The sequence below is a fragment of the Streptosporangium sp. NBC_01810 genome, assembly GCF_035917355.1.
Lineage (GTDB): Bacteria > Actinomycetota > Actinomycetes > Streptosporangiales > Streptosporangiaceae > Streptosporangium.
Genome location: NZ_CP109070.1, coordinates 517,198 through 540,074 on the forward strand (window position 1 = coordinate 517,198; position 22,877 = coordinate 540,074).

Below are 22,877 nucleotides of genomic sequence, written 5' to 3' on the forward strand. Positions count from 1 at the left end.
TGGGTGCGAGGATCTTGTCAGGGACGTGTCGGCCCGGCGGTCATGCCGCGGAGCGCGTCGTAGAGCGGTCGGTAGAGCATCTGGACGAGGGCGGGGTCCGCCGGGTCGGCGAAGAGGCCGGGGTCGGCATCGGCGGCGAAATAGGGGGCGAGAACGGCCCGCAGCTCGGCCAGCAGGCCGTCGCCAGGGCTGCTGAGACGAGCGGTTCGCGCCGTACTGACTCCCGGTGCGGTCGCCGCCGCGTACCGCGGGGCGAACCTGGCGTCCACGAAGACCACTCTGGCCGGGACGCCGCCGCGCACCAGGCGCCCAATGACCTGCCAGATCGCGACCAGCTGGTCCCAGGCGAAGGACCGCTTCTCCTCGGGGCCGAGCCGGGAGTAGACGTAACGGCGGGAGAGCAGCCGTCGCCACTCACGACGGGCCTCGTGGCGGAACGCGAGGCCTGCCGCGTCGAGGCCGTCGGCCTCGGCCATCAGCTCGCCGAAGGTGGCCCCTTTCAGGTCGGGATGGTCACGGACGAAGCGGGTCACCCAGTCGTTGATCGCGAAGATGGCCAGGGACAGGTCGTCGGGGCGCGGATGCGGACGGGCGAGGAACAGCACGGTCCCGAAGGCGGCGGTGCGCTGCGCGTTGAGGATGTTGTGGCCGCGTTCGATCGCCATGAGTGGGGCGACCAGAAGCTCGGCGTCCGGGTCCTCGGCGAAGGATGCCAGGTCTCCCCGGCGTATGGCGGCGGCGTGGGTGCGACCGTCGGAGCCGACCCTCCCGCCTCGCACGGCCTGTTCCAGGTCGGCGTCGTCGGCGGCGAGCACCCGGACCCGGCCGCGCCAGCGCTCCGTTTCCTGCAGGGCGTCGGCGGCGGCGTTCGCCTCCCGGTAACTGCCGACCAGCAGCAGAGCCCTGCGGCGGCCGTCGTCGCCGATCAGGGAGAGCTCCTGTTCGAGCGGGCTGGGCAACCCACCCCGGCCGGGACGGCCCAGGCACGCGATCATCCGGCGCAGCACCGCCGGTCGCACGGTCTGATCCTGACCGGACAGGCTCAGCGGGGTGTTGTCGTCGTCGTAGAGGAAGTGCGTGCGAAAGACGGTGTCCCGGATGGCGTCGAGAGCACGGGGATCCGGCTTGAGCACCGCCTTGACGGGGGCCAGAACGTGGGCGCGCGTGGACGTGCCCGCCCAGCTGGTGCCCGACATCAGCAGCACGTGGGGCCCCAGGCGCCCGGTGGAGGGGACGGCACCCAGGCTGGGCAGCGACAGCAGCAGCTCCCGGCCGACCCCGGCGCAGCGGAAGAACCGCAGGGTGCCGCTGAGGCGGCCCTCGGGGTCGCGATCCTGCTCCTCGGGGAGATACTGGAAACCGATGACATTGCCCATCGGGGCTTCGGGGACGATCGGGGCGTAGTCGAGCGGTGGACGCCTGGAGAGTTCGTTGTCGGTCGAGTCGAGGTTGAGCGCGGCCTCCACCTGCGGCCACAGGAAGGTGAGCCGGTCGAGACGCTGGTGCAGCGCGGAGAGCAGGAGGGTGAACTCCAGCCGCTTGGTGGTGCGGTCGTACCAGGGGGGGCTGCCGGGGACGTCGGCCGGGTCGGGTTCGCCGTTGTGCCGGCGGGCAGGCGGCGGCACGGAGCCGTCGAGTAGCGGGGAGCCGTTGAGGAGTAGGTCCAGGACCCCGCGCACCCGCTGCCGCGTGCCCTTCTCATTCAAGGTGTGCAGCAGGTCGTGGGTGGCCTGGATGAGGCGGTCGGTGTCCGTTCCGTAGGGGCCTCGGTCGCCGAGCGGGTCGTCGCGGAAGGTGTCGAAGACGGAGGTCACCTCCTGCCTACGGTCGGCCCAGGGGAAGGCTTCCTGCGGGGTCGGCCGTTGCTCTGCTTCGGCTCGTGCGAGTTTTTCCTCGTCCTCGTAGAGGATCTTCTCGTCGGGCACGTCATCGGCGAGGAGCGTGGTTCCGGAGGTCTCGCCGGGAGTCGGATACCAGGCGGCGATCAGTTTCTCCTGCAGGGTCCAGGCGCTGAAGTACTCGATGTCGGCCCAGGTACGCAGGTCCTCGTCACTCATCAGCATGGCGTACAGCCGGTTGGTGGCGGCGCTCACCACGTCGAGCGAGACGGCCCAGCGTTCGACGTCACGCTCGGACAGCGGCAGTCTCCCTTGCCGGGCCAACTCGTCGATCTTGTGGGTGTGCAGCTTGTCGAGCCAGGACTCCGGCCCCCTGGTCACCAGGGTCGCCGACGGGGCGAACATGGTGTCCAGCTGCATCTGCACCCGGTCGGCCTCGTCCACGATCACGATGTCGCTGCGCAGGCAGGCCAGCTCCAGATAACGCAGCCGTTCCTCGTTGAGGTGGTTCGGCACGGGACTCTGCACCAGGCTGGCGGGGTTCGCCACCCAGATCAGCGCGTCGACCAGTTCCCGGGCGGCGCTGTGCCGGGGGCAGGCGCTCCAGATCGGGCAGCCGTGTGCCGGGCCGAGCGCGTCCGGAGGCTCCTCGCTCCGGATCGGCTCGCCGATCGGGTAGAGGTCGGGCAGTATCCGGCCGGAGGCGGGCTCCGGTGTCTTGCGGGCGGGATGGAGGCGGGTGCACGGGGCGTCCGCGTAACGGAGCGGTTCGACGGCCTCGTTGCCGCGCAGAGCGTCCACGACGCAGACGGTGCTCAGGTCGTCGAAGCCCGGGTCGTCGTGGGTCAGCAGGGATCCGGGAGTGCGGGCGGCGAGGCGACGGTGCAGCCGCTGCACGTGGGTCTCCCGGGTGGTGGTGCCCAGCACGGGGGCCGCGTCCAGGCCGAGATCGCGGAAGAGGGCGGTCAGCGTGAGCTGCTCGGCGACGTCGCCGACCACCAGGGTGGTCCGCATTCCCTGTCTTGCGGCCCAGACCGCGATCAGTGACATCAACGTGCTCTTGCCCGCTCCGACCATGCCGACCAGGTGCAGCATCCCGTCGAGGCTGAGCACCTCGGCGGGGGCGAACCTCAGGCCGTCGTCGGTGCGTGTGTCCAGCTCCAAGACGGTGAGGCGCCGCTCCCAGTCGCCGGGGCGTCGGCCGAGTTGTCGTTCGCTGTCGTCCATCCAGCGTGCGGTGTCCGCGAGTTCCGCCAGAGGCACCTGCAGAGGCCGGTCTTCCCAGGTGTTCTTCGCGGTGAGTTCGTGGCCTGGAGCGGGTGCCGGGCGTGGTGACTCGGGCAGGGTGACGGATGTGTGCCGACGGCGCTCGACGAAACGGTGCGAGCCGGGACCCGCGAGGGTCAGCTTGCGCCGGGCGAAACCGGGCGTACCCTCTAATACGGCGTCGTACGTCGCGAAGCGACCGGCTGCGACGAAGGGTTCCATTCGCCGGGCGGGAGCGCCCGCCGACGGCAGGCGGTAACCGCGCAGCCGCTCCTGCACTTCCTGGTACGCCTCCAGGGACTGCAGCCACATCCGGCGGCGGCGCAGGGTCCACAGCAGGTGGCGAGCGGAGACGAGCAGTCTTTCCTCGTCCTCGGTGGTGGTGAGGCCGTCGGCGCGGGCGAATGGGTAGCCGCCGAGGAGCACCCATACGCCGTCGGCGGGCCGCTCGGGATCGAGGCGTTCCATGAGCCGGAGGCCGAGCTCCACCTGGAACAGCAGGGACGGCCTGATCCCAACCTGCTCCCGGGACAGGAATCCCGAGATGCCGGGGACAAGGGGTTGGTACCAGCTTTCCGCGTCACGCATCGAAGGCTCTGTTCGCGAGTGTGTCGCCGTTCTCCTGCACGAGGCGGGCGGCGGGGCCGGTGTCGCCGCGCAGTCGGGCACGCGCGGCCGCGACCAGCCGCCGATCGGTGAGCAGGGGGAGGCCGCCCGCCGCGTGCGCGCGGTTGCGGGCGTACACCTCCAGATAGTTCGGGCGGGCATCGACGCGGTACCGGGGGACCACCCAGCACGCCTCGTCGTACGGAGGTTGCTGCCGGACCTCGGTCGCGGCCTGCCCGAGAAGGCCCGGGTGGGCCCAGTCCTTGACGTCAACCGCCCAGACCCAGCCGTCGGGGAAGGTGATCCGCAGGTCATAGGCGTCGAAACCGGGCCACATCTCAACCGGGAGGTGCAGGGCCCGCAGTTCCCTTTCCAGGTCGGCCTCCGCCCGGCCGGGGCCGGTGACGAACTGCCGCAGCGGCCGGTTGAGTTGCCACAGCGTGCCGATCTCGTCGGCGCGTAGTGTCCGTCCCAGCGGGGGCTGCCCCTGCCGTCGGCAGCGGTCGCGCTCGCACCACCACCCGCCGTCGGTGAGAGGGACGAGCAGGGTCAGGCAGCGGGCACACGTGACGTACGCGCCGTCGCTGCAGAAGCTGTCGGGGACGCGGTGATATATCTGCTCGACGAGCTCCCTGACCGGATCCAGGTAGAGATCAGTGGCGACCTCGAACATGTCGTTACCGGTGAGGGCGGGACGTTCCACCAGCAGTCGGCGGAAGGCGGTGTAGGACTCGGGGGCCTCACTCTCACGGCAGAGCCGCATCGCGGTGTGGATCACCGTGCGGTCGTACTGTTCCGCCGCGCTGTCACGGGCGCGGATCCACCACTCGTGGCACAGTTGGGTGGGCTTGGCGGAGTCGGGATCGATGAGGAGGTCGTCAGGGCCGAAGGCGTCCAGGGGCAGGTCCAGCGGCCAGTCCTCGATCGGGCGGGTGCGACACCAGGCGAGGAGTTCCGGCAGGCTCCGAGGCGGGCGGGCTTCCTTCAAGAGGCAGGCGAGCACCGTACGATCCAGGGCGCGCTGCGCCTCGGCGGGATAGGGAAGGGCGAACGCCTCGAGGTCGGTGATCTCCGCGAGCTGGACCACGGCCGTCGCGATCGTGTGCAGAAGCGTGACACCGGCGTGCGTGGACCAGTCCGCGAGGGAGGCGGAAGGCTGGGGCGATGGCATGGGACGGCCTCCTGATGGGTTCCTCGGAGAAGGGCGTTCGGCGGATCGGGTGAAGGCCTGTCTGGGCCGGTGTTCTCAGCGGGAGGAAGCAGGCGGCGTGCCGAGGTGCTCGCGACCGGGGCGGCACCAGTCGAGGGCCTCGCAGCCGCCGCAGTGCCGACCGGGGTTCGGGGGGTAGGAGGTGTCCCGCAGCCAGGGGCCGGCCATCTCCGCGACAACCGCGCGAGCCTCGTCGACGACGGAGGGGAGTCCGGGGTCCAGTTCCTCCAGGCCTCCGTCGTCCGGGTAGAGCATTTCCAGCTCGATCCGGGACCGGCGCATGTCCCCGCCGAGCACCCCGGAGGCCATCATGAGGACGGCGAGGGCGAGCTGGGGGTAGGTGCGCATCAGCGGCCTTCCCTCCCACAGGTGGTTGCCCGAGGTCTTCGTCTCCCGCCAGATCCACCCGCCTCCGCGTGTGTGCAGGAGGTCGGGGGTGGCGATGACGACGACGTCGAGTTCGGGGTCGTAGCAGGTCAGCTGCGGCTGTAGGCGCACCTGCTCGCCGGGGCCGAGCCCGTCGAGCGGGCACAGGGCCGCATGCTCGGCGATCATGCGGGCACCCGCTCTGGCCTCGTCGCCGCTGAGGATGTGCCCGCCGGCGGACCAGTCGCCCGGGTCCTCGGGGCCCGCCACGTGCCGGCATCCCCGGGCGGGAAGGGCGGCGTGCCGCTCGTTCAACCAGGCGTCTACGGCACGCCCTCTCAGGATCGCGGCACTCTCCGGACGCGGGGACCTCAGCTTCAGCTGCCGGGTGAGATGGAAGCGGGCCGGGCACTCGTGGTGGGCTCGCAGGTCGCTGGCGGACACGCTGCGCCGTGGGCGCGGCCTGCCGGGAGAGAGGGCCAGCACGCCGGGAGCCCTGTGCAGCGCCGTACATCCGTTCAGAGCCTTGCACCCGACACAGCCGGAGCCGGGAACGTGCTCGGCGCCGTCCACCGCCCGGCCCAGGGCGGGTGCGGCATGCTCGGCATAGCGTTCGCGGACCTCCTCCACGTCCCAGTCGATCAAGACGGCGCTGCCGCCGTCGCCACAGCCGACGCCCACGACCCGAACTCGCCGGGGACGGGTCGTACGAGCGGAGGGCAGCCCTTCCGTCGGTCTGTAGGGCTCGCCGTATTCCGCCGTGCTCGGGACGCCGAAGGCGACGGTGTGGGCCGCGGCCGCCAGCTCCGCCTTGGAACGTTCCTCGTTGACGGTGCCGAAGGACAGCAGCCACAGTTCGCGGACACTTCCGTCGGAGGAGGCGTACCGGCGTCCCCAGGCGGTCTGCTCATAGCGCGTCGCGCCGCGATGGTCGGGTGACCTGAGAACCTGCCCTGTCACCCACTCGTCCCGGACGGGGTGGGCGCGCGCCGCCCCTTCGGCCTCCTCGGCCGCGCGGGCGGCCAGATACCGGGACGCCGCGACGGCGGTCCACTCGACCAGTCCGGGATGGGCGGGAGGGCGGCCTTTCCGGCCGAAGGTGCCACGGGTTCGGCGAAGGTCCTCCATCGCCTGCGTGATCGTCACTCCCTGATGTTCAATGAGGTCGAGCATGTCCATCAGCGGTTTCAGGGTGAAGCCCTGCAGCCGCTCGTAGCGGCGTGGCGACCCGGGAGTGGCCTGGATCCAGGGACGGGCCTTGACCGCTACGGCGACGGGGCAGTCCCGGGCGTCTTCCCGTGCCGAGGGCAGCCCGGTGCGCACGAGTGAGCCATCGCCGGCGGTGCCCAAGGGGGGAACCCAGGCGGTCATCTGAACCCCTCTGTTCGATCGCGGCATGTGAGTGAGGCTCCTGTGGCGGAGCGGCAGTGAGTGGTCTCAGGAGAGCATCTACTGTGAACTAAGTCAAGTGATGAACTCTTGTCTCTCAAGTTCACGCTACACTGCTTCCGTCGTTACAGAAGGCGACATGAGCGATTTGTGAGACAGGTGTGAACGCCGCTCGGAAGGTGGACATGGAGCCTGGGGACATGCTGGACAGTCGCTATCGGCTGGAGAGGCCTCTCGGCAAGGGCGGCATGGCCGAGGTCTGGGAGGCCTACGACACGCAGGACGACCACGAGGTTGCCGTCAAGGTCGTCCGCCTCGTCCAGGACCTCGTCGGCCACTGGTTCGACACCGAGAACATGAACCAAGGCCGGATGGAGCTGCACAACCGATTTCGGCGGGAGGGGGAGGTGCTGGCCGGCCTGAGGCACCGCGGCATCCCGGAGCTGTACGGCAGGGGCACCCACGGAGACCGCCCCTACATCGCGATGCGGTTGGTGAAGGGCATATCACTCCATGACTTCCTGAAGAGGCGAACGCTCACGCTGCCCGTGGTGGTCGCGATCGCCTACCAGATCGCTGACGCTCTTGCCTGCGCTCACGCGGCCCAACTGGTCCATCGCGATCTCAAACCAGACAACGTACTCATCGACCACGGCGGTGCTGTCTTCCTTGTCGACTTCGGGATCGCGTTGCCCCTGTATCCCGGCGTCACCCGCTACACCGAGCAGGGAAAGTCGGTCGGTAGCAAGGGGTACATGGCGCCCGAGCAGCTCAGGGTAAAGCCGCTCACCTTGCACACCGATCTGTACGCCTACGGGTGTGTGATCTTCAAACTCTTCACCGGCCGGCGGCCCTTTGAGACCGATACAGAGCTGGACCTTGTCCTGCAACACCTAGAGAGCGCCCCGCCGTCGGTCCAGGAGTTCGCCCCCTGGGTGCCGGACGACATCGCCGAACTCATCCTGAGACTCCTCGCCAAAGAGCCAGATAACCGGCCTGCTGACATCCAGACTGTTCTGAAGGTGTTGAAGCCCTACCTCCCCGCTCCCGGTGATCCTGCTCCGGCCCCGAGCGTCGACCCCGACCCGACACTCGGGTTCAGGGAGCCGGACGGATCGCCCGCAATTGCCGTACGCCACCCCCAGGTGGCCCTGCGGTTCGCCCGCTCACGTCGCGCGGTCACCTGGGTGAGTCGCCGCAACGTCGAGGAGGTCCTGGCCGAGGTCGGCGAGGAGTTGGCCGAGGGACGGGCCGGCCCCGCCACCGAGCGCCTCGCCGAGATACTTCCCGCCGCGCGGCGTGAGTTCGGTGCCGACCCGCTGGTCCGGAGGGCGCGGAGGGCGTGCGCCGACAGCCTGCGTATCGCGGGAGACTGCGGCCGAGCTGGTGACCTCTACCGGCAGCAGGCCGACGACCTCGGCCGGGCGTCCGATCCGGCGGCCCGGGCCGAGAGGCTCGTCGCCCTGCTCAGGGTCGCCGAGTGCCGCATCCCGTCCGGAGAGATCGACGCCGCGCTGGACGGCCTGCGCGACGTGATGGGCGAGGTCGTCGCGCTGCCCGCCGAACTCGCCGAGCCGATCGTCGTCCTCTGCGAGGACCTCGGTGTCGAGCTGTCCGAGCTGCGCCGTGAGACGGAGGTGAACGAGATCCTCGCGCCGATCAGGCGCCGCGGGGCGTGATCCTCGTCAGGTGAGCGGTCACCCAGGAAAGGTGCGTCGGGTATGGGTGTCACCCGCGCCCGATCGCGCGACGCCAAGACCGGCCGGGCGATCGCTCGCGTCCTGTTCTGGGAAGTTTCCGGTGGAGATCATGCCCGGCTCCCCGGAAGCCTTCCGGCGGCGATGCCGTCGGTCAGCCCGTTGACCAGTTCCCTGCCGATCGTCCCCGCCTCCCGCAACGACCTTTCAAAGGCGGTGAGTCGCCGGAAGGCCTCGCCGTAGCGGCGCTGCTCCTCGAGAGGAAGCCGCAGCACCTGCAGCCTGCGGACATCGATACGGGAGGACGTCGAGGCGTGGGTTCCCGCCTGCCTCGCGTTGGCCGGGGCCCGCAGGCAACCGGCCAGGAACCACGGGTCGAGCAGTGCCGGATCCACCCGAAGGGCGAACAGCTGCGAGCCCAGCACCGTGGGGGCATCGATGTCGACCCAGGCGCCGAACGCCCGGTAGGCCCCGACGACCACCACCTCCTCCGGGACGGTCACGGTGAGGGTGCCCGCCGTCTCACCCGCCCAGGCCTCGCGCCCGGGTAGCCAGCCGGACGGTCTTCCTCCGACCAGCACGTCGGTGACGGTCAGCAAGGGCACGGCGTCATCGGGGGCGTCACCGGTGCGCACCGCGCCGTCCGCCGGTTGCTGCCCGGCCCGCAGCGTCATCGCACCCGCCCTGACGAGGTCCCCCACGGTCACCGTGCCCTGACCCGCCGGTTCCTCGCCGCTCAGTTCGAGCGCGGACAGGGTCGCGGTCAGATCCCGCAGTTCGTGGAGCAGGGTGCCAAACCGGTTCCACGAGCGCCGCAGGCCCAGGTCCGCGGAGGCCAGCGCCTTCGGGATGTGCCGCGCTGGGGTGAGGTCCACCTCGTCGTCCAGAAGGTCGATCACCGGAACCACGATGTGATCGGCCGGCAGGTCCCTATCCCCGTCTTCCGCCCGGATGGCCGAAACCACGCGCCTGTGCAGGAGAGGCCAGTCGATCGCCGCCCTGCCGGTCCTCTGAGTTCCTCCTGACAGCTCCGGTTGCATATCGGCCGCATCGACCAGGAGTACCCCGGCACCGGGCCTCGTTCCGTCTTCGGCCGGTGCTCGCAGGACCCACATGTGCAGCGCGACGCTGTGCGGGGGTGCGGCTCCCGGTGGCAGGGCGATCACCGCGCGCAGTACGCCGGTACGGAGTAGCCCTGCCCGGATCCGGCGCCCCGCCCTGCGGGAGGCGACGCCGGGCGGCATCAGCAGCACCGCCGTCCCGTCGGGCGCCAGACGGCTAAGTGCGTGCTGTGCCCAGGCCAGCTCCGGTTCGGTGCGTGGAGGCAGGCCGTACGTCCAGCGGGCATCGGTGGCAAGCTCCTCATAACCCCAGTCACGTTCGTTGAACGGTGGGTTGCACAGCACCACGTCGGCACGGACGCCGGGATGGGGGTCGGCGCGCAGCGTGTTCCCGGCCCGGATGTCCACCTCCCACCCGGTCTCATGCCCCGGCGGATGCCCGGCGAGCAGGATTCGTACGGCGGCCAGTGCCGCCTGGGTCGGGTCGACGTCCTGGCCGAGCAGTTTCAGCGGGATGCCCGAGGCGTGCGCTTCCACCTTGCCGGCCCACTGCCGGGCGGCGGCGAGCAGCAGACCGCCGGTGCCGCACGCGGGGTCGAGCACGGTGCCGACGTCACCGGCCTCGTCGTCGCGCGACAGCTCGGCGACCTTGGCCATCAGGGCCGCCAGCGGGCGTGGTGTGACGCCGATCTGCCGGACGTGGGTGTCGAGCCAGCGGCCGAGCAGGAAGTCGAAGGTCTCCCGTGCCCCGTGTTTCCTCGCCAGGCCGACCGCGCGTTCCACCAGAGACCGCTGAGCGTCGGAGAGGCCGGTGCCGTCCGGGAACTCCATTGCCGAGCCGGGCCGGGGAGGGGAAGCGGAGCCTGAGGAGCCCGTCTCCTCCCGGACGAGCCGGGCACCGACCACGGCGATCGCCGTCCCCATCGCGTCGCGGTCCCCAAGTGCCTCGAACTCCGGCCACAGCCGTTCCCTGTCGCCGACCTCGTCAAGCTTCCCCTGCTGTCTCAGCCACTCCTCCACCTGGGACAGCGCGAACTGCGGGCTGGTGTCCGTGCCGCCGACCGGCGCGGGAAAGCTGTCGTGGCGACGGCGCCAGTTGCTGACGGCCGCGCGCCCGACACCGGCGATCCTGGCTATCTCCGCCAGAGTGACGGAGACGGAAAGGTCGGCAGAAGGAGGCATTGTGTCTCCGGGTAGGGGACAGAAAGGTGACGACCCCGGAAGGCACGACGACGGCGTGTGCCCAGGTGGGCAGGCACCCTAGCTTCCCGAGAAGGTCCTTTCGGCAGCCTATCCGTTGACTTAGTTCACCGTGGAGCCGGCCCGGCCGTGGAGGCTTGACCAAGGGCGATGTCGAGGTCCTCTCCGGCCCACCCGGTGCCGTCTCTCCAGATCGTCGTGACGGTGAAGGCGGCGGACAGCACCCCCGGAGCCCACGCGGGCTCGGGAGCCTGGGGGAGTACGAGGAACAGGTGCCCGGCCCGGTCCCCGCCGACGTGCTCGACCTCCCTGATTCGGAGTACGGCCTCGCGCATGCGCTCGTAGGTGTGCCCGCCCTTTTCCAGGACCTCGTACAGCATGGTCCCTTCCGGTCCCTTTGTCGTCGCGAGGATCGTGGCCGGGAGGCTGGACGGGGATCGGCGATGGTGGACCCTGTGTGAAGACCGCGTCACATTTCTGGAAGCGTCGGAGACGTGACGGAAGAAAGCATGGGCGCCGGGTGGTGGATGTATGTTTACCATCCGTAAAATGTCAGTGTTGCCGACCGAATCATTCGCGGACGGGGAGTATAGACAGGGCCACTGACACTTCTCGCCGAGGTTGTTCTTCGCCTCACGGTCGATGCGTCAGGTTGCTGGTTTCCTTAGGCGTTTGAGCTGCAAAAACAGGGGATCTTCCTTGGTTTTGCTTTTATTTTGGCGGCGGGTTTCTTTGGGCGTTGAACGCCATTGAAGATGCAGAATGTGGTGTTCCCGTTACGCTCATGATTGTGAGAGCTGTCCGGCGTCCGCGATTATGTCTTTACTTTCTTGCCGGTTCCATGTGAAGATCACTTCGGCCCAAGAGCGTTTACCGGAAAGGTCGGAGTGAAACCGCAGAAACCAAGACCTGGCGTTCTGTTCCGTAACCATCGCCGAGCCTCACTGATAGTCGCGGTAGGGGTGTCCACCTCGCTCCTCGTGACCCCCGCCGCAGCCGCCCCCACCCCCACGCCTGCCCCCACCTCTGCCGTTCCCGTGTCGCGACCGGCCGCCACTCCTGATCCGGTGAAGGCGGCCCAGCAGGAGGCGAAACGGCAGAACAAGCAGGTCGAGATCGAAACCCTGCACACCGAGAACTCGACGACGGTCGCCACAGGCGACGGTAAGACGCTGGGCACCTATGTCTACAGCCAGCCCGTCCGCGTCAAACGAGACGGCGTCTGGAAGAAGGTCGACACGACGCTGGTCGCGGAGAACGGGGTCGTCAGGCCTCGGGTGGCCAAGCTGGACATCAGCCTGTCCGACGGTGGTGACACCGCTCTGCTGACCGCCAGGGGCGAGACGCTGGGTGCCGAGAAGGACAAGGCCGGAGAGGTGAAGATCTCCGCGCCGAGCGAACTGCCCGCGCCGAAGTTGTCGGGCAACAGAGCGGTGTACGAGTCCGCCTACGGTCGCGGCGTCGACTTGGTGGTCACCGTGACCCCGACCGGTTTCCACCAGGAGATCGTGATCCGGGAACGGCCCGCCAAACAGCTGAAACTGCCGATCTCCGTCGATCTGCCCGCGGGGATGGAGTACGGAAAGACCTCCGCGGGCAAGGCCGCCGTACTGGCGGGAGACAGGCCGGTGGCTGATCTGGCCTCGGTGCGGATGCTGGACGCCACGGCGGCCGAAGCTCCCGGGTCCGGTCGCATGGGTGCGGCGACGACCACTGTTCAGGACAAGTCGAGCGGGCCGGTCGTGGTGCTGTCTCCGGACGAGGGATTCCTCGCCGATCCGCAGGTCACCTATCCGGTGACGCTGGCCGCGGCCGGCTCGGACTGGTACGGCGCCGGTTATCCCGACGACACGTTCATCAACAACAAGACCTGGGGCACCGGCGGCCCCAACCAGGGCATGTTCAAGCTGCTGGTGGGCAACGGCGGCAATGCCATCTCCAACGGCGACACCAACGATCCGAGCACGGTCTGGCGCAGCTATCTGCGCTTCGACCTGACCGGCGCCCCGTTCATGGGCCGGCCGATCCTCAACGCCGACCTGCGGCCGTGGAACTACCGCTCCCACGCCTGTGGCGACGCCAAGGGCGACATCGTCGTCCGCCGCATCACCAGCAGCTGGAGTGTCAACTCGCTGAGCTGGAGCAGTCAGCCGTCGGTGACCACCAGCGGGCAGGGCATCAAGGGCAGCGCGGTAGGAGACCACTGCTCCGGCGACCTGACTTCTCGGGATGTGTACTACACCATCGAGGGCATCGTCCGGGACTGGGCCGCCGGCCAGCCCAACCACGGTCTGCGGATCAGCGCCCTGCAGGAGGGCGGCGTCATCAACTGGCGCGAGTTCCGCTCGGCCAACTACACCGACTTCGACGGCCACCCCCCACACCTCTTCGTCAAGTACGAAGAACCCGCGCCAGAGCCGGAGACCAAGGGCATGTTCCTGCCCTACTTCGCCAACCCCACGGTCGGCGACGACCTGGACCACAGTTTCGGCGTCGACACGTGGCCCTCGGCCCCGGAGATCACCGAGACGCAGGCGTTGCGGCAGCGTGAGGAGTCGCCGGACTATGTCATGGAGGACTCCACGCTCGGCGTGGGCGTGCCCGACGATATGAGCGCCGAGGAGTGGCTCGACGCGATCGAGGCGGTGCACCCGACCGACCCCGATCCCGAGCCGCCGACCGGCCCCGACACCACGCCGCCCACAGTGAGCGGCACCTACCCGGAGGCCGACGCGATCGGCACCCCGGTGGGCGAGCCGGTGCGCGCCGGGTTCAGCGAGCCGGTCACCGACGGCGTGATCGTGGTGAAGGGCCCCGACGGCACCCCGGCCACCGGCACGACGACCACGGACGACGCAGGCCGGGTGCTCATATTCACGCCCGGCGCGGCGCTGGCGGCCAACATCCGGTACACCGCCGAGGTGAGCGGCGCAAAGGACGCCGCGGGCAACGTCATGGCGGCTCCGCACGTCTGGTCGTTCACCACGATCGTGGAGAGCACCGCGCCGACGATCGTGCAGACCGTTCCCGCCAGGGACGCCACCGGGGTCGCCGCCACCACCCCGGTGCAGGCCGTGTTCAGTGAGGCCGTGCAGGAGGCCCAGGTCTCGGTGAAGAACGCCGCGGGCGTCGCGGTCGCGGGCAGCGCGGCGATGGACGCTGCGAACACGGTGCTGACCTTCACGCCCACCCAGGCATTCCCGCGCGGCACCCGCTACACCGTAACGGTCAGCGGCGCCAAGGATGCCGCAGGCAACGCCATGACGCCCGACAGCTGGTCGTTCACCACCAACAGCGTCGGCCTGGTGGCGGCCTACGGCATGGAGGAGGGCACCGGCACCACGGTCGGCGACTCCTCCGGTGAGGGCAACACCGGCCTGGCGCAGGGCACCAGCTGGTCCAATGACGGCCGGCACGGCAAGGCGCTGTCGTTCAACGGCACCACCAGCCTGGTGACCGTCGGCGATTCCCCGTCGCTGGGCCTGACGACGGCCATGACGTTGTCGGCCTGGGTAAGTCCGACAACCGTCGACGGCTGGCGCACCATCCTGATGAAGGACGACGGCGAGAACGAGGAACTGTCCTACGGCCTGTACGCCTCCAACGGCACCACCCCGTCCGCGTGGTTCTCGACCGAGAACACGGCAGAGGTGACGGTCAACGGCACGGCGCCCTTGCCCGCCAACGCCTGGCGGCACGTGGCCGTCACCTACAACGGCACCACCGCCCGCCTCTACGTCGACGGCAGCCAGGTCGGCCAGACCACCACCACCGGCCCCCTGCTGGATGTCGACGGCGACCTGCACATCGGCGGCAACACGATCTGGGGCGAATACTTCAGCGGCCTCATCGATGAGGTCCGGATCTACAACGTCGCCCAGACTGCCGCTCAGATCCAGGCCGACATGACCACCCAGATCGGCGGCTCGTCCCCCAACCCGTCCCCCAGCCCTTCGCCCTCGCCGAGCCCGTCTCCGACCCTCACGCCGTCCCCAGTCCCGGGACTGGTCGCGGCCTACGGCATGGAGGAGGGCAACGGCACCGTGGTCGGCGACTCCTCCGGCAAGGGCAACACCGGCCTGGCCCTGGACACCGGCTGGTCCAATGACGGCCGGCACGGCAAGGCGCTGTCGTTCAACGGCACCACCAGCCTGGTCACGGTCGCCGATTCTCCGTCGCTGCGACTGACGACCGGGGTGACGCTGTCGGCCTGGGTCAGGCCGACGAACCTCACCAGCTGGCGCACCATCCTGATGAAGGACGACAATCAGGCCGAGATGTTGTCCTACGGCCTGTACGCGTCCAACACCGTCGTCCCCTCCGGATGGCTGGCCACCGGCCTTGAGGAGATGGTGACGGTCAACGGCGGCACGGCGTTGCCCACCAACGCCTGGCGGCATGTGGCCGTCACCTACAACGGCACCACCGCCCACCTGTACATCGACGGCGCCCAGATCAGCCAGACCCCCGCTACCGGCGGCCTGCTGGACGTCGACGGCGACCTGCACATCGGCGGCAATGCCATTTGGGGCGAGCACTTCAGCGGCCTCATCGACGAGGTCCGGATCTACAACATGGCCCAGACCCAGGCGCAGATCCAGGCGGACATGACCACCCAGGTCGGCGCGGCTCCGGCCGGGGCCCTCGCGGCGTCGGCACTCAGCACGGCGAAGGCGGCCGACTCCGCACCGGAAATCGCGAAACTGTCGGTGTCCGGCTCCGTTGGCGCGCCCCGGCTCAAGGCCTGGCTGACCGGCCCGCAGGACCACCGGGCGAAGGTGGAGTTCGAGGTCGCCCCCAAGTCGGCCAAGTCGGCCCAGCCAGCCAAGCGTAAGAAGCCGATTTGGTCCGGCACGACCGATTCCGCCGGGAGCGCCACCGCCACGGTCAGCATCCCGTCCGGTCTGCTCGCCAACCGGCAGGAGGTGCGCTGGCGGGCCCGGACCACGACCGGTAAGTGGTCGGCCTGGCAGCCGTTATCCGCCGCCCTCCTGGCGGCTCCGCTCGTCCGACCCTCCGTGGATAAGCAGGAGGTCCGTAACGTCGCCGCAGCCAGGACGTTCCCCTACAACCACATGACCGAGTCGGAGTGCCCGGACGCGATCGCCGCGATCAACCGACCGGACCTGGTCAGTTCCATGCACCGACGGGGCTGGTACTCCAAGAACTCCTACAGCATGTGTTACGCGATGTGGATCGGTGAACGCGACGAAGACTCCAGCGTCAACCGCGACGACCCGCTGTTCAGCGACACCAACTGGTACGGGCGGCTGACGATCCTGTTGAACAGTTATGTCGGCAAGGGCCACAATGCCGCCACCCCCAGGATCGCCAGAAACGGCCCTGCGGGCTACAACAGCCGGGACATCAAGGTCAAACTCGCCGTCACCGACATCAACCTCGTCAACGCCGACTGGGACGACCGCGCGTTCCGGGTCAGCCTGGGCGAGTCGGCGGACTGCGCCGCCACCTTCGTCGACACCGACGGCCAGACCAAGCCGTGGGGATACGGCAAGGAGCTCACGGTCGCACAGTGGCGCAACCGCGGGCCGATCGAGATCAAGCTGAGCGTGCCGGAGAACGTGCGGTCGACAAGCCCGGACAAGGGGAATACGTGCAGCATCAAGCCGTCTATCAAGTACACCCATAACCCCGAGTTGATGGACAGCTACAAGACGCTCAATCCGCAGTTCAACGGCAAGGCGTGGGTGCAGAACTTCATCTGCGACAGCGCTGACTGGATCAAGGCCTACACCGGTGGCTGCATCGTCAACACCGTGCGTCCGGTCTTCATCCTCAACGGCAATGACGCCAAGGTGAAGGAGTCGGCCGCGCACTGGGCGGACGCGCTCTTCCGCCCCGCCGCCACCGACCCTGGCAGAGGAACGGCCAAGAAGATCCCCGGCCGGTTCAACTGGCAGGACCCCGGCTGCACGCAGGGTCAGGCTCCCGTCTGCCTGCATCGCACCCGGGACACGGCCACCATCAACAGGAACCGCGGCGTGTCGATTCCGGAATGCCGAAGAGCTTGGCCGGGATACAGCGGCCACTGTGACGAGTTCCCCTTCGCGTCAACGGTCGAGGGGGCTGCGAACACGAGCTACGACTATTCCGTGCGCACCATCAAGGGCTCGGACAACTGTTCTTCCGGGTCGCGGACGAGCGTGTTCTACCAGCGTCACCGTATCCGTGACAATTTCTCGTTCTGGATGGATATCATCGAGAAGGGTAAAACGGCGCCGACGGGTGGCGCGCCCGGCGTCGTCGTCACCGATCCGCTTCCGGAGGAACTTCCGGAACTCGATCACGGCACCTGTACGGTCGACGGAATAGGAGCCAACATCATCGGCCCCATTCCCCCCGCCTGATAGATGACCAGGGTGAGGGCGGATTGTTCACCGCCCTCACCCTGCTATTTCCTGGAGCGTTCACATGATCGAGATCGAGACCGCCTGCCTCACCTGGATCAGGACCGGCGATCTCGACCAGGCGGTCCGGGCGTTCGGCGGACACCCCCTCGTGGCCGAACCGGAGACCTTCGACGGCCTGTTCGGCATCGCCGCAGAGGACCTGCCCGACGACGCCACCGGCGTGGCCCTGGTGGCTCGCCACGGGGAGTGGGCCGTGATCGTCGAGCCGTTCGCGTTCCGCGGGCTGAGCGAGACGTTGCTGGGCCAGGTCGCGGCCAAGGGCGAGGCGTTCCGGGTGGCGTGGACCATCAACATGGCCACCTTCGTCAGCTACGTCCGTGACGGCGAGGTCGTCGCGTCGTTTGACGCCCTGGATCTCGACGGCGCTCGTGGCCGGGAGTGGCTCGACGGCCTGCCGGTGAGTGAGGCCGACTGGCGCGCCGACTGGAAGGCCACCGCGTTCGCCGTGGCGGAGCACCTGTCCGGAGTCGTCATCGACGACGACTGGACGGCCCGGCCCCACGCCCTCCACTGGTTACGCCCGGTGACCGTCGGCGCGCGCCCGGCCCTCCGAGTCGACGGGCGCATGCGGGCCATCGCGGCCATCGACCCCCGCATCGCCCGCATCATCGCCGAACCCACGCCCGACCGGCTGCCGGAGATCGTCGGCATCGCGGCCGGTCTGGCCGTGGCCACGGCGGGCATCGACGGCCCTCTGGTCGAGGAGGCGCTGGGCCTGATCGCGGCCGGCGCGTGCTCCGCCGAGCTGGCCGGGCGGCTGGGCGTCTTCCGAGCGGAGTTCGCGCGACGGGCGTCGGGGGCGTTTCAGGCCTCGCCCGACAGCGCCCGGGAGCGGTACCCCTCGCCGGGCCATGACACCGACTATGGCCGATGGATGGTGAAGGGGGCCGCCGCCGAGGCGTTGATGACGGCGGTGAACCCGGACATGGATCTGTTCTGGCGGGCCCAGCAGGTCGTCAACCAGTCCGGCGGCACCTACCTTAGCGAGGAGAACAGGGACATCGACCGCCACTACGCGCTCGGAAGGGTTGTCACCTACCTCGACTCCTGAGTAACTGCGAGCCGGGGACGTTTTTTCTGGCAGCGGCCACTGCCGTTCTGGAAGATGGCGTCGACGTTCTCATGCCGCCCACTGACGCTGGCTGGGGGCGGCTGTACATAAAATATTACGCGGTAAAGTCACTTTTGGTGGTCCTGGAGCCGGAAGGCCGTTTCGGGCTGTCGCCAAGCCTGGAATATGCTAAATTGGCGACCGCGAGCCAGTATAAGTCAAATGATACCTATGGCCTCCTATGTGTACTGCAGGTCATTGACTTCTGTATGGCAAATGGCGACAATGCCATTTCGGGTTAGTTGTGATCTTTCTGTGGTTGGCTGATGGATTCGGTTGAAGTTTGTTTTTGAGACCCGTTTGGTGTTGAAGGTGATGGTTCTTTGATGTCGATGCCAGGGGAGTCGGCGACCTCTTTCAGGGACAGGTCGGCCCTCAAGGTGAGCCGGCGCGAGTATCCGGCGACGTTGGGAACTCGCCGCCACGACATGGTCGAGAGTCTGCTGAAGGGCGGCCATCGTGCCATCGGTGATCGTGGAGTTGGCCGCCGATGCGAGCCGGTCCCGCAGTCCGTCGAAGCCGGTGACGCTCCGCGCGATCATTTCGAGGTCGCGGTCAAGGGGCCGGCGTGCGTCCGCGCATGCTCGTTGCACGTTTCCGGTGGCCTCGGCGGCCCTCAGCGGCGTCTGGCGCAGACGGCTCACCTCCTCCTGTAACGCCTCGACGGAGTCCTCGGCGGCAGGGGGGTGTACTCGTCGCGGATTCTTCTGGCTCTGTCGTCAACTCGAACTCTTCGGGCTCGTAGTGGTCGGGCGCTTCGATCGCGTCGGGATCCGAATCCTCGGCTATCGCCTCGGCGGCGGAACCCGGCCGTAGCAACCTCGCGCAGGTGTCCGTGGTGAGCTCGTCGTGATTTCCGAATCCAGGGAGGAGGGCAGGCTGAGAACGTGGATGAGCGGCGAACTCTGCTTCCTGTCGCTTCCCCTGTCGTCCGGCGGTCGCCGTAGATGTGGCGTCATCGAACTCTCCGGGGACGGCCACACGCCTGTGCTCGTACGGCCGGAGTTGGGGGGTGGGAAGCGGCACCCGGTTGGTAACCCGATCGGGGGTGTGCCGCGTCACACTGAGAGATACTAGATCGTTCCTGATTATATGTGAACTAAGCGCACGAATATTTTTTCTGTGGACATGGGACACATGTGTGGCATACAGTCCAGTTCGCGCCCTTGACGGAACGGCTCCTGGGCGATCGACTTTGCAGGTCCTTTACCCCCATTGGCCCCCGCCCGGTAAACCTTCCCCCCGATGATCACATCCCCTCGATCACGGAACGACGGCCCGAGCGCGGGAGCGGCGGGGAGCCGTCGGCGAGGAGTGAATGGTGACCAGCGCGACCCCCCTGAGCGCGACCCAGCAACGACCGGGCATCGGAGCCCTGGTGGAGATCCGAGGGCAGCGCTGGGTGGTCAGCGAGGTCGACGCCGGCGAGCCCAGCACCCTGGTCGGCCTGCAGAGCGTCGAGGACGGCCGGTACGGCGACCGGCTCGACGTCGTCTGGGAGATCGAGCCCGGCCGCCGGGTGCTGCCCAGCGGCTCGCTGCCCGAGGTGACCCCCGACGGGTTCGACCCGCCCGAGCGGCTGGCCGCCTTTCTGGACGCGATCCGCTGGTCCGCGGTGGCCAGCGCCGACGTCAAGACGCTCCAGGCGCCGTTCCGCTCCGGCGTCGCCATCGAGGACTACCAGCTGGAGCCGGTGGCCCGCGCCCTGGACGCGCCCCGGGTGAACCTGCTGCTCGCCGACGACGTCGGCCTCGGCAAGACCATCGAGGCCGGGCTCGTCGCCCAGGAACTGCTGCTCCGCAACCGCGCCCGCAGCATCATGATCGTCTGCCCGGCGGGGCTGACCCTCAAGTGGCGCGACGAGATGGCGGAGAAGTTCGGCCTGGACTTCACCATCGTCGACACCGAGCGCTGCGCGGTGGTCCGCCGCACCCACGGCAGCGCCGCCAACCCGTTCAAGGTCTACCCGCTGACCATCGTCAGCCTGCCCTGGCTGCGCGGCCCGAAGGCGCAGCGGCTGCTGAACGAGGTGCTCGACTCATCCGGGCTGGAGCGCCGCTTCGACCTGCTCATCCTGGACGAGGCACACCACGTCGCCCCGGCCGCGCCCAAGCAGGTCTACGCGGTCGACTCCCAGCAGACCAAGCTGATCCGCCACCTCGCCCCGCACTTCACCCACCGGCTCTTCCTCTCGGCCACCCCGCACAACGGCTACGACGCGAGCTTCACCGCGCTGCTGGAGATCCTCGACGACCAGCGTTTCGCCAGGGGCGTCGAACCCGCGAAGGCCGCCGTCGGCGAGGTGATGGTACGCAGGCTCAAGCGGCACATCGTCAACAAGGACGGCAGCAAACGCTTCCTGGAGCGCGCCGCGCAGGCCATCCCGGTGCACTACCCGGAGGACGAGCGCAAGGCCCACGAGCTGCTCAAGGAGTTCGCGGAACTCCGTCGGAACCGGCTCAACCGGAGCCGGAAGGGCCGCAAGGCCGCCGACCTGGTGACGCTGCTGCTGAAGAAGCGGCTCTTCTCCAGCCCGGCCGCGTTCGCGCACACCGTCGGCGTCTACCTGAGCAACGTCACTGATCGGGCGGTCGAGACGGACGACGACGATGACGAGATCCCCGAGTGGGCGGAGGAGTTCTGGGAGAACACCGCCACCCTCGACGACGAGCCGCTGGCCGAGGCCGAGGACGACGCGATCGGCATGGCCGCGCCGCTCCAGGGCGCCGCCACCGAGGCCGAGGTCGAGCTGCTCAACCGGATGCGCGCTTGGGCGCTCGACTACGCGGGCGCCCCCGACGCCAAGGCCCGCGAGCTGATCACCTACCTCAAGGCGGTCTGCCGCCCGGACCGGCACTGGACCAACGAGCGGGTCGTCGTCTTCACCGAGTACCGCGACACCCAGCGCTGGCTCACCGAACTGCTCCGCCAGGAGGACCTGGCCGGGGACCGGCTCGCCATCCTGCACGGCGGGATCGCCGCCGACGACCGCGAGCAGCTCCGGGTCGCCTTCCAGACCGACCCGGCCGAGCACCCGGTACGGATCCTGCTGGCCACCGACGCCGCCAGCGAGGGCATCGACCTGCAGAACCACTGCCACCGGCTGATCAACTACGACATCCCGTTCAACCCCAACAAGCTGGAACAGCGGATCGGCCGGGTCGACCGGTGGGGCCAGAAGCACAACCCCGACATCCGCCACTTCGTCGGCACCGGCTGGGACAGTGCGGTCGACTCCTTCGAGGCCGACCTGGAGTTCCTCTCCCGGATCGCGAAGAAGGTCGCCCGGATGGAGGACGACCTCGGCTCGGTCAACGCGGTGCTGGCCGACGCCGTACAGAAGCGGATGCTGGGCGGCATCCCCGACTACGACGTGGAGCGCGCACCGCAGAAGCAGACCGTGCAGGCCGAGACCGACGTAGGCGAGCAGGTGCGCAGGCTCCGCGCCAACCTCGACGACACGAAACGCGAGCTGGACCTCAACCCGGTCAAGGTGAAACGGGTGGTCGACACCGCGCTCGGCCTGGCCCGCCAGCAGCCGCTCCGCAGGCACACCGACGACAAGCACCTCGCCGAGGGCCTGTACGACGTGCCGCCGCTCACCGGCTCCTGGGAGCGCGCCACCGCCGGACTCGCCGAGAAACTCCGCAGGAAGGACGAGGTGCCCAGGCAGCGCCCGGTCACCTTCGACGAGCGGGCCACCCTCGACCCGCAGGGCCGGGTACGCGACGACGTGGTCCTCGCCCACCTGAACCACCCGCTCGTCGCCATGTCCACCCGGCTGCTCCGCGCCGCCGTCTCCAACCCCGAGATCGACCTGCACCGGGTGACCGCGATGGTCAGCGACGACCCCGCGCTGGAGACCACACTGGTCGGCGCGTTCTTCCGGTTCGTCCTGGTCGGCGGCGACGGTATCCGGCTGCACGAGGAGGTGCTGCACGCCGGAGGCTGGATCCCGGAGAGCGGCCGGTTCCGGCGGCTGGACAGCGTGACCGCGCTCGGCACCCTGCTGGGCCGGGCGCTCGCCGGCGGCACCCCCGCCTCCGCCCCGGTACGGCACCGCCTGGCCGCGCTCTGGCCGAAGGTCGGCGAGGCCGTTCTGCAGTCGATCGACTGGCGGGTCAACGGCAAGGACCAGAAACGCGACCAACTGGAGCGCAAGCTCGCCCAGCGGATGGAGGCCGAGCAGGCCCGGCTGACCGCCAACCTGGCCCGGTTCGAGAGCACGCTCCGCGCCAAGCTCGCCGAGAACACCGATGAGGACGCCCTGTTCAGCCGGATCGAGGCGAGCCGGAACAAGGAAGAGCTCGACCAGTACCGAAGAGACCGCAGATCCTGGGAGGACCGCTTGTCCCGCCTTGCCGAGGAGCGCGACCGCGAGCTCGCCACCATCGCGGCCCGCTACCGCGACCCGCAGTCGCACCGGTTCCCGGTGGCCGTGGTCTTCGTCGTGCCGAAGCGGGAGGCCACCCGATGAGCCGGGGCAGGACGTTCGGCAGGGAGCGGGACGCGGTACGCCGGCACCAGGAGTGGCTGAGTCTCGTCGAGGTCTCCGGCCCGTTCCTCAGCGTGCCGGTGCTCAGGTCGGCCTGGCCGGAGCTCGACTCGCTGAACAGGACGGAGGTCGACCGGCTCCGCCTCGCGCACGCCACCTGGCTGGCCGGCCGCGACCGTAGGGACCAGACCGCCGCCGTCCGCCGGG

General features: G+C 68.9%; 10 protein-coding genes. 4 read left to right on the forward strand and 6 right to left on the reverse strand.

What is annotated here, in order from left to right:
* Positions 1–17: 17 nt before the first annotated feature.
* The 3 genes from OIE13_RS02415 to OIE13_RS02425 form a co-directional block, all read right to left on the reverse strand.
* Positions 18–3,692: a hypothetical protein gene (locus OIE13_RS02415; protein ID WP_326643582.1), complete on the reverse strand. Its 3,675-nt coding sequence runs from the start codon at positions 3,690–3,692 to the stop codon at positions 18–20.
* Positions 3,685–4,881, reverse strand: coding sequence for a restriction endonuclease-related protein (locus tag OIE13_RS02420; protein WP_326643580.1), 1,197 nt, complete (start codon positions 4,879–4,881; stop codon positions 3,685–3,687). The genes OIE13_RS02415 and OIE13_RS02420 overlap by 8 nt, the downstream gene beginning before the upstream one ends.
* 75 nt (positions 4,882–4,956) lie before the next feature.
* On the reverse strand, positions 4,957–6,657 hold the full coding sequence (locus OIE13_RS02425; protein WP_326643578.1) for a PD-(D/E)XK nuclease family protein: 1,701 nt from the start codon (positions 6,655–6,657) through the stop codon (positions 4,957–4,959).
* 203 nt (positions 6,658–6,860) lie between these two features.
* Between OIE13_RS02425 and OIE13_RS02430 the strand changes: the two genes are divergently transcribed.
* Positions 6,861–8,354: a serine/threonine-protein kinase gene (locus OIE13_RS02430; protein WP_326643577.1), complete on the forward strand. Its 1,494-nt coding sequence runs from the start codon at positions 6,861–6,863 to the stop codon at positions 8,352–8,354.
* Positions 8,355–8,482: 128 nt separating this feature from the next.
* Here the strand turns inward: OIE13_RS02430 and OIE13_RS02435 are convergent, their stop codons facing one another.
* Both OIE13_RS02435 and OIE13_RS02440 read right to left on the reverse strand, forming a co-directional pair.
* Positions 8,483–10,615, reverse strand: coding sequence for an N-6 DNA methylase (locus tag OIE13_RS02435; protein WP_326829469.1), 2,133 nt, complete (start codon positions 10,613–10,615; stop codon positions 8,483–8,485).
* Positions 10,616–10,740: 125 nt separating this feature from the next.
* Positions 10,741–11,013 (reverse strand): hypothetical protein, encoded by a 273-nt coding sequence (locus OIE13_RS02440; RefSeq protein ID WP_326643574.1) that lies wholly within the window; start codon positions 11,011–11,013, stop codon positions 10,741–10,743.
* Between the two features lie 582 nt (positions 11,014–11,595).
* On the opposite strand from OIE13_RS02440, the gene OIE13_RS02445 reads away from it, so the two are divergent.
* Both OIE13_RS02445 and OIE13_RS02450 read left to right on the forward strand, forming a co-directional pair.
* The gene (locus tag OIE13_RS02445) at positions 11,596–17,001 is read left to right on the forward strand and encodes a LamG-like jellyroll fold domain-containing protein (protein ID WP_326829470.1); all 5,406 of its coding nucleotides are present in this window, start codon (positions 11,596–11,598) and stop codon (positions 16,999–17,001) included.
* Positions 17,002–17,065: 64 nt separating this feature from the next.
* Positions 17,066–18,115 carry a DUF6461 domain-containing protein gene (locus OIE13_RS02450; RefSeq protein WP_326643570.1) on the forward strand — a complete coding sequence of 350 codons (1,050 nt, stop codon included), beginning with the start codon at positions 17,066–17,068 and terminating at the stop codon, positions 18,113–18,115.
* Positions 18,116–18,354: 239 nt separating this feature from the next.
* On the opposite strand, the gene OIE13_RS02455 is transcribed toward OIE13_RS02450, so the two are convergent.
* Entirely contained in the window at positions 18,355–18,819 is a 465-nt protein-coding gene (locus OIE13_RS02455; RefSeq protein WP_326829471.1) for a hypothetical protein, read from the reverse strand.
* Between the two features lie 674 nt (positions 18,820–19,493).
* Between OIE13_RS02455 and drmD the strand changes: the two genes are divergently transcribed.
* Entirely contained in the window at positions 19,494–22,652 is a 3,159-nt protein-coding gene (drmD, locus tag OIE13_RS02460; protein ID WP_326829472.1) for a DISARM system SNF2-like helicase DrmD, read from the forward strand.
* Positions 22,653–22,877: the final 225 nt, after the last annotated feature.